This is a genomic window from Luteimonas sp. TWI596 (assembly GCF_039674105.1).
GTDB lineage: Bacteria > Pseudomonadota > Gammaproteobacteria > Xanthomonadales > Xanthomonadaceae > Luteimonas.
Window position 1 is genome coordinate 78,088 of record NZ_JBDJMU010000018.1, and the last position, 6,595, is coordinate 84,682.

Sequence of the window (6,595 nt, forward strand, 5' to 3'; positions counted from 1 at the left end):
AGACCAATCTGATGTCCAACGACGATTTCCGCCAGGCCGCCCTCGACTATCACCGCCTGTCGCCGCCCGGCAAGATCACCGTCAGCGCGACCAAGCCGATGCTGACCCAGCGCGATCTCGCCCTGGCCTACTCGCCCGGGGTGGCCTACGCCTGCGAGGAGATCGTCAAGGACCCCAACGCCGCCAGCGAGCTGACCGCGCGCGGCAACCTGGTCGCGGTCATCAGCAACGGCACCGCGGTGCTGGGCCTGGGCGACATCGGCGCGCTGGCCGGCAAGCCGGTCATGGAAGGCAAGGGCGTGCTGTTCAAGAAGTTCGCCGGCGTCGACGTGTTCGACATCGAGGTCGACGAGCGCGACCCCGACAAGCTGGTGGAGATCATCGCCAGCCTCGAGCCGACCTTCGGCGGCATCAACCTTGAGGACATCAAGGCGCCGGAGTGCTTCATCGTCGAGCGCAAGCTGCGCGAGCGGCTGAAGATCCCGGTGTTCCACGACGACCAGCACGGCACCGCGATCATCGTCGGCGCGGCCATCGTCAACGCGCTGGAAGTGGCCGGCAAGCGCATCGAGGACGTCAAGCTGGCGACCACCGGTGCCGGCGCGGCCGGCATCGCCTGCCTGGACATGCTCGTCGCGCTGGGCCTGAAGCCCGAGAACATCCTCGCCTTCGACCGCGACGGCGTGATCCACACCGGCCGTACCGACCTCGACCCTGCCAAGGCGCGCTACGCGCGCGACACGCCTGCGCGCTCGCTGGCCGAGATCGTCGCCGGCGCCGACGTGTTCCTCGGCCTGTCGGCCGGCGGCATCCTCAAGCCCGAGATGGTCGCCACGATGGCGCCCAACCCGGTGATTCTGGCGCTGGCCAACCCGTACCCCGAGATCATGCCCGAGGACGCCAAGCGCGTGCGTCCGGACGCGATCATCGCCACCGGCCGCTCGGACTACCCCAACCAGGTCAACAACGCGGTCTGCTTCCCCTACATCTTCCGCGGCGCCCTGGACGTGGGCGCCACCGGCATCAACGAGGCGATGAAGCTCGCCTGCGTGTACGCCATCGCACAGCTCGCCAAGGAAGAGGCCAGCGACCTGGGCACCGCGTACGGCGAGGAAATCCCCAGCTTCGGCGCCGAATACATCATCCCGCGCCCGTTCGACCCGCGGCTGCTGACCATCGTCGCCCCGGCCGTCGCCCAGGCCGCGATGGCGTCGGGCGTGGCGCTGCGCCCGATCGAGGACATGGACGCCTACCGCGAAAAGCTCGGCCAGTTCATTCACCGCACCGGCCTGGTCATGAAGCCGGTCTACGATCGCGCCCGCGGTGACCGCCAGCGCGTGGTCTACGCCGAGGGTGAGGAAGAAATCGTGCTGCGCGCGGTGCAGACCGTCGTCGACGAAGGCCTGGCGACCCCGATCCTGATCGGCCGTCCCGATGTCATCGACATGCGCATCAAGCGCCTGGGCCTGCGCCTGGTCGCCGGCCGCGACTTCGAACTGACCAACATCAACGACGACCCGCGCTTCAACGAGTACTGGCAGCACTACCACGCCATGACCTCGCGCCGCGGCGTCACCCCCGACTCGGCCAAGAACCTGCTGCGCTCGCGCCCGACGCTGATCGCCGCGATCATGGTCGAGCGCGGGGAGGCCGACGCAATGATCACCGGCATCGTCGGCCGCTTCCACAAGAAGCTCGGCTACGTGCGCAGCGTGCTGTCGCTCGACCCGGGCCTGCAGAGCACCTCGGCGATGACCGGCGTGGTCAACGACCAGGGCCTGTGGTTCTTCGTCGACACCCACGTCCAGCCCGACCCGACCGCCGAGCAGATCGCCGAGAGCACCATCCAGGCTGCCTACCGCCTGAAGCTGTTCGGCATCGAGCCGAAGATCGCGCTGCTCTCGCACTCCAACTTCGGCAGTCACGACGACCCCAGCGCCCGCAAGATGCGCGAAGTGCGCGAGATCCTCGCGCGCCGCGCCCCGCGGCTCGAGTGCGACGGCGAAATGATGGGCGACACCGCCTGGGACGAATCCCTGCGTCGCCGCATGCTGCCCGACACCACGCTCAGCGGCCGCGCCAACCTGTTCGTGTTCCCGAACATCGACGCGGCCAACATCACCTACAACATGATCCGCGTGATGACCGGCGGCGTGGCCTTGGGCCCGATCCTGATGGGCGTCAACAAGCCCGCCCATATCCTCACGCCCTCGGCGACCCCGCGCCGCGTGGTCAACATGACCGCCATCGCCGCCGTCGACGCCCAGATCCGCAAGGCCCAGCAACAGGGCGCCTGACCGGCAGTTCACCTCCCCCGCATTGCGGAGGAGGTCGACACGCACATCGCACAATCAGTCACCTCCCCCGCACCGCGGGGGAGGTCGGCACGTGTCGCGTGCCGGGTGGGGGCATAGGCTTTCAGCGGAGTGAAGCTTCGCGAGTAACAGCGCAGAAAGCGCCCCCATCCCAGCCTTCCCCCGCGAGCGGGGGAAGGCGCCAAATGCACCGCGCGATCAGTCACCTCCCCCGTATTGCGGGGAAAGTCGTCACGCACATCGCGCAATCAAGCCCCCCCCCGCCCCGCGAGGGAGGTCGGCACGCAGATCGCACAATCAGTCACCTCCCCCGCACCGCGGGGAGGTCGGCACGCGTCGCGTGCCGGGTGGGGGCATGGGCTTTCAGCGGAGTGAAGCTTCGCGAGTATCAGCGCAGTAAGCGCCCCCATCCCAGCCTTCCCCCCGCGAGCGGGGGAAGGAGCCAAATGCACCGCGCGATCAGTCACCTCCCCCGTATTGCGGGGAAAGTCGTCACGCACATCGCGCAATCAAGCACCCCCCCGCCCCGCGAGGGAGGTTGGCACGCGTCGCGTGCCGGGTGGAGGCATAGGCTTTCAGCGGAGTGAAGCTTCGCGAGTGACAGCGCAGAAAGCGCCCCCATCCCAGCCTTCCCCCGCAAACGGGGGAAGGAGCCAAGCACATCGCACAATCAAGCACCTCCTCATCGCACACGCCGCTGCGTCGTGCGGCCCGCCGCGCGTCGCCAAACCCTGAACCGCGTGCACTCGGCCGGCGCCTGCGTCGATGCCTTAATCCGCGAGTAACTTCTCTCCGACCGCGTTCCGACGTGGCGCCGCCGATGCTGCGCCGCGCAAGCCGGGGCGGCTCCCCGGCGGAATTGGCCGATGTCTTCTGTTCCTTTCACCGGTGCGACCCGCCTCCTGCGGGCAGCCGGACATTCCTGGCGAGGTCTCGTCGCGACGTGGCGGACCGAGGCGGCCTTCCGCCAGGAGCTGCTGCTGTCGGTGCCGTTGCTGGTGCTCATCGCCGCGCTCGACCTGTCGTCGGTGGCGCGCGCACTGCTTGTGGTCACCCTGGGACTGATATGGGTCGTCGAACTGCTCAACACAGCGATCGAGGCGGTCGTCGATCGTGTGGGCAGTGACTGGCATGCGCTCAGCGGCAAGGCCAAGGACGCCGGTTCGGCCGCGGTCACACTGAGCCTGTTGCTGCACGCCGCGGTCTGGATCTGCGTGCTGTGAGTGCCGCGCAGTGGACACGCGCGCCGGCGCTGCTGGGCGTGGTCGTCGTCGCGTGTGTGCTCACCGCCGCGATGGCCGTGCTCGACGTCGACGCGTGGTGGGCAGACCGGCTGTATGCCTGGCAGGGCGGGGTATGGGCCGCCCGTGACGCGTGGTGGAGCGAAGGGTTGATGCACACGGGCGGGCGCCACTTGAGCATCGGATGCTGGCTGTTGGTCGCCGCCGCGTGGGGGCTGAGTTGGTCCGGCGTGTTGCCGCACCGGTGGCGCGCGCCACTGGGATACCTGCTGGCCGCGGTCCCGCTGGCCTGTCTGCTGGTGGCCTGGCTCAAGGCGCACACCGGCATCGATTGCCCTTGGGACCTGCAGCGTTACGGCGGGACGCGTCCGTGGTTGCCGGCGTTTGCGCCCCGTCCTGCGTCGATGGGGAAGGCCGCATGCTTCCCGGCCGCGCACGCGTCTGCTGGCTATGCATGGGTGGCCGCCTACTTCGCGTGCAGTGCCGCGGGCCCTGCGCTGCGACGCTGGCGACACCTGGCGCTGGCTGTCGGCCTGGTGCTCGGCCTGAGCTTCGGTGGCGTGCAACAGATGCGCGGCGCGCATTTCCTTTCGCACGATCTGTGGTCGCTGACGCTGTGCTGGCTGGTCGCGGCCGCGCTGGCGCGGCTGTGTCTGCATGCCCAGCTCGGCGAGACCGACAGCGGTTCGCCTGCACCGGGTCCGTCGCGCGCTGTGCGCAAGGCCCACGGGTGAGCGCGCGCCCTTGCCGTGCACCGGCCGCACTGACGCAGCGCAGCGGATGGTGGATGCGACCGCAGGTCGCGCCGGAAACCCTGCTCGCCGGCACCTGCCTGTACTTCGTCGCGATCTGCAACGCCGCCTTCTGGCAGTCGGCCGTCCACGACGGCGCCTCACCGGGGCTGCTCGCGTCGCTGGCAGTCGCGGTGTTCGCGTTGCATGCGCTGCTGCTGGGTGTGTTCGCGATCGGGCCCATGTTGCGCCCGCTGCTCGCTGTGCTGGTCGTCGCCACCGCCGTGGGCACCTTCTACATGCGCCACTACGCGGTGTTGTTCGACGTGGAGATGATGCTCAACGTGCTGCACACCGATCCAGCCGAGAGCCGCGAGATGTTGTCGCCATGGCTGGTTTTGCACGTGCTGTTGCAGGCCGGTCCGCCACTGCTGGTGCTGGGCTGGGTGCGGATTGCGTCGCGTCCATGGCGGCAGGCATGCGCGGCACGCGCCTTGTTCCTGGGCGCGATGGCGCTGCTGGCAACGCTGGCTGTGTTGCTGTCTTCGCAGGGCATCTTCGCGCTGATGCGCAGCGACCACGCACTGCGGTATCGCATCACGCCCGGCAATCTGGTCGTCTCCACCGTACGCGCACTGACCCAGGCGCCCGATCCTCCTGCCGGCCAGCGTCTGACCGTTGCGGCCGATGCCGCGCGCGCGATGCGCGCACCCGGCGAGAAACCGCGTCTGCTGGTGCTTGTGATCGGCGAGACCGTGCGCGCGCAGAACTGGGGCCTCAACGGATACAGGCGGCAGACGACACCGGAACTCGCACGGCGCGAGGTGGTGAACTTCAGCAACGTCGAAGCCTGCGGCACCAGCACCGAGGTGTCGTTGCCCTGCATGTTCTCGCCCTACGGCCGACGGCATTACGACAAGGCCGCCATTCGCGCCCACGAGTCGCTGCTCGACGTCCTCGCGCGCGCGGGTGTGCAAGTGCGCTGGCGCGACAACCAGTCGGGCTGCAAAGGCGTGTGCGACGGCACCGGCATCGAACGCATGCAGCCCACCGATGCCCCGACGCTGTGCAACGGCGACCGGTGCCTGGACGACATCCTGCTGTCAGGCCTGCGCGCGCGCATTGATGCCGTGCCCGGGGATCTTGTGGTGGTCCTGCATCAGCTGGGCAACCACGGCCCGAACTACTTCGAGCGCTATCCGCCTGCCCATGATGTCTTCAAGCCGGCATGCCACACCGCCGAACTGAGCCGCTGCACACCCGAGCAGATCGCTAACGCCTACGACAATGCGATTCGCTACACGGACGCGTTCCTGGGGCGCGCGCTCGACATCGTGCAGCAGCAGGACAGCCACGATGCGGCGCTGCTGTACGTCTCCGACCACGGCGAGTCGCTTGGCGAGTACGGCCTGTACCTGCACGGCGCGCCGTACCCGATCGCGCCGGCGCAGCAGTTGCGCGTGCCGATGGTGGCCTGGGTCTCCTCGGGCCTTGCCGGTGACCTGGGCCTGGACCTGCAGTGCCTACGCGCGCACGCCACGCAGCCCACAAGCCACGACGCGCTGTTCCATTCGGTGCTCGGCGCCTTCGATGTACGTACAAAGGCCTATGCGGCCGATCTTGATCTGTTCGCGCCCTGCCGTCACGGCACGCATCCGGTGACATGACTTACCCAAAGGCACTGCGCCCGCCCGCGGTATCGCGATCAGTCACCTCCCCCGCATCGCGGGGGAAGGCGCCAAGTGCGTCGTGCGATCAGTTGCCTCCCCCGCATCGCGGGGGAGGCCGGCACGCGCCGCGTGCCGGGTGGGGCGGGGGCTTCAGCGGAATGCTGCTTGGCCAGCGTCAGCGCAGAAAGCGCCCCCATCCCAGCCTTCCCCCGCAGGCGGGGGAAGGAGCCAAAAGGCGTCGCGCGATCAGTTACCTCCCCCGCATCGCGGGAGAAGGCGCCAAGTGCGTCGTGCGATCAGTTGCCTCCCCCGCATAGCGGGGGAGGCCGGCACGCGCCGCGTGCCGGGTGGGGGCCGGGGGCTTCAGCGGAATGCTGCTTGACCAGCGCCGCGCAGAAAGCGCCCCCATCCCAGCCTTCCCCCGCAGGCGGGGGAAGGAGCTAACCGCGTCGCGCGATCAGGCACCTCTCCCACATCGCGGGGGAAGGCGCCAAGTGCGTCGCGCGATCAGTTACCTCCCCCGCATCGCGGGGGAGCAACGGTGTTGGAGGTCAAGCCGCAACAGGCGTTTCGAGTCGGAATCTGGCGTTGTCTCGAAGCATGGCGTTGAGGATGGTCAGCAGCTTGCGCATGCAGGC

General features: G+C 68.8%; 4 protein-coding genes. All 4 read left to right on the top strand.

All coding sequences use genetic code 11. The annotated features are described in order from the left end of the window. Window positions 1-11 precede the first annotated feature (11 nt). Window positions 12-2,297: an NADP-dependent malic enzyme gene (locus ABE487_RS13870; protein ID WP_346445482.1), complete on the top strand. Its 2,286-nt coding sequence runs from the start codon at window positions 12-14 to the stop codon at window positions 2,295-2,297. A gap of 884 nt (window positions 2,298-3,181) precedes the next feature. Then, complete coding sequence (locus ABE487_RS13875; RefSeq protein WP_346448766.1) at window positions 3,182-3,538, top strand: diacylglycerol kinase; 357 nt, start codon at window positions 3,182-3,184, stop codon at window positions 3,536-3,538. Next, window positions 3,535-4,290, top strand: a complete 756-nt coding sequence (locus ABE487_RS13880; RefSeq protein ID WP_346452153.1) for a phosphatase PAP2 family protein — start codon at window positions 3,535-3,537, stop codon at window positions 4,288-4,290. Before ABE487_RS13875 ends, ABE487_RS13880 begins: the two co-directional genes overlap by 4 nt. Window positions 4,291-4,343: 53 nt before the next feature. Next, window positions 4,344-5,954, top strand: coding sequence for a phosphoethanolamine--lipid A transferase (locus tag ABE487_RS13885; RefSeq protein ID WP_346452154.1), 1,611 nt, complete (start codon window positions 4,344-4,346; stop codon window positions 5,952-5,954). Window positions 5,955-6,595 lie beyond the last annotated feature (641 nt).

Bases quoted from the DNA above. Each gene is read 5' to 3' on its own strand.
- ABE487_RS13870 (WP_346445482.1), top strand. From the start codon at position 12: ATGTCCAACGACGATTTCCGCCAGGCCGCCCTCGACTATCACCGCCTG.
- ABE487_RS13875 (WP_346448766.1), top strand. From the start codon at position 3,182: ATGTCTTCTGTTCCTTTCACCGGTGCGACCCGCCTCCTGCGGGCAGCC.
- ABE487_RS13885 (WP_346452154.1), top strand. From the start codon at position 4,344: ATGCGACCGCAGGTCGCGCCGGAAACCCTGCTCGCCGGCACCTGCCTG.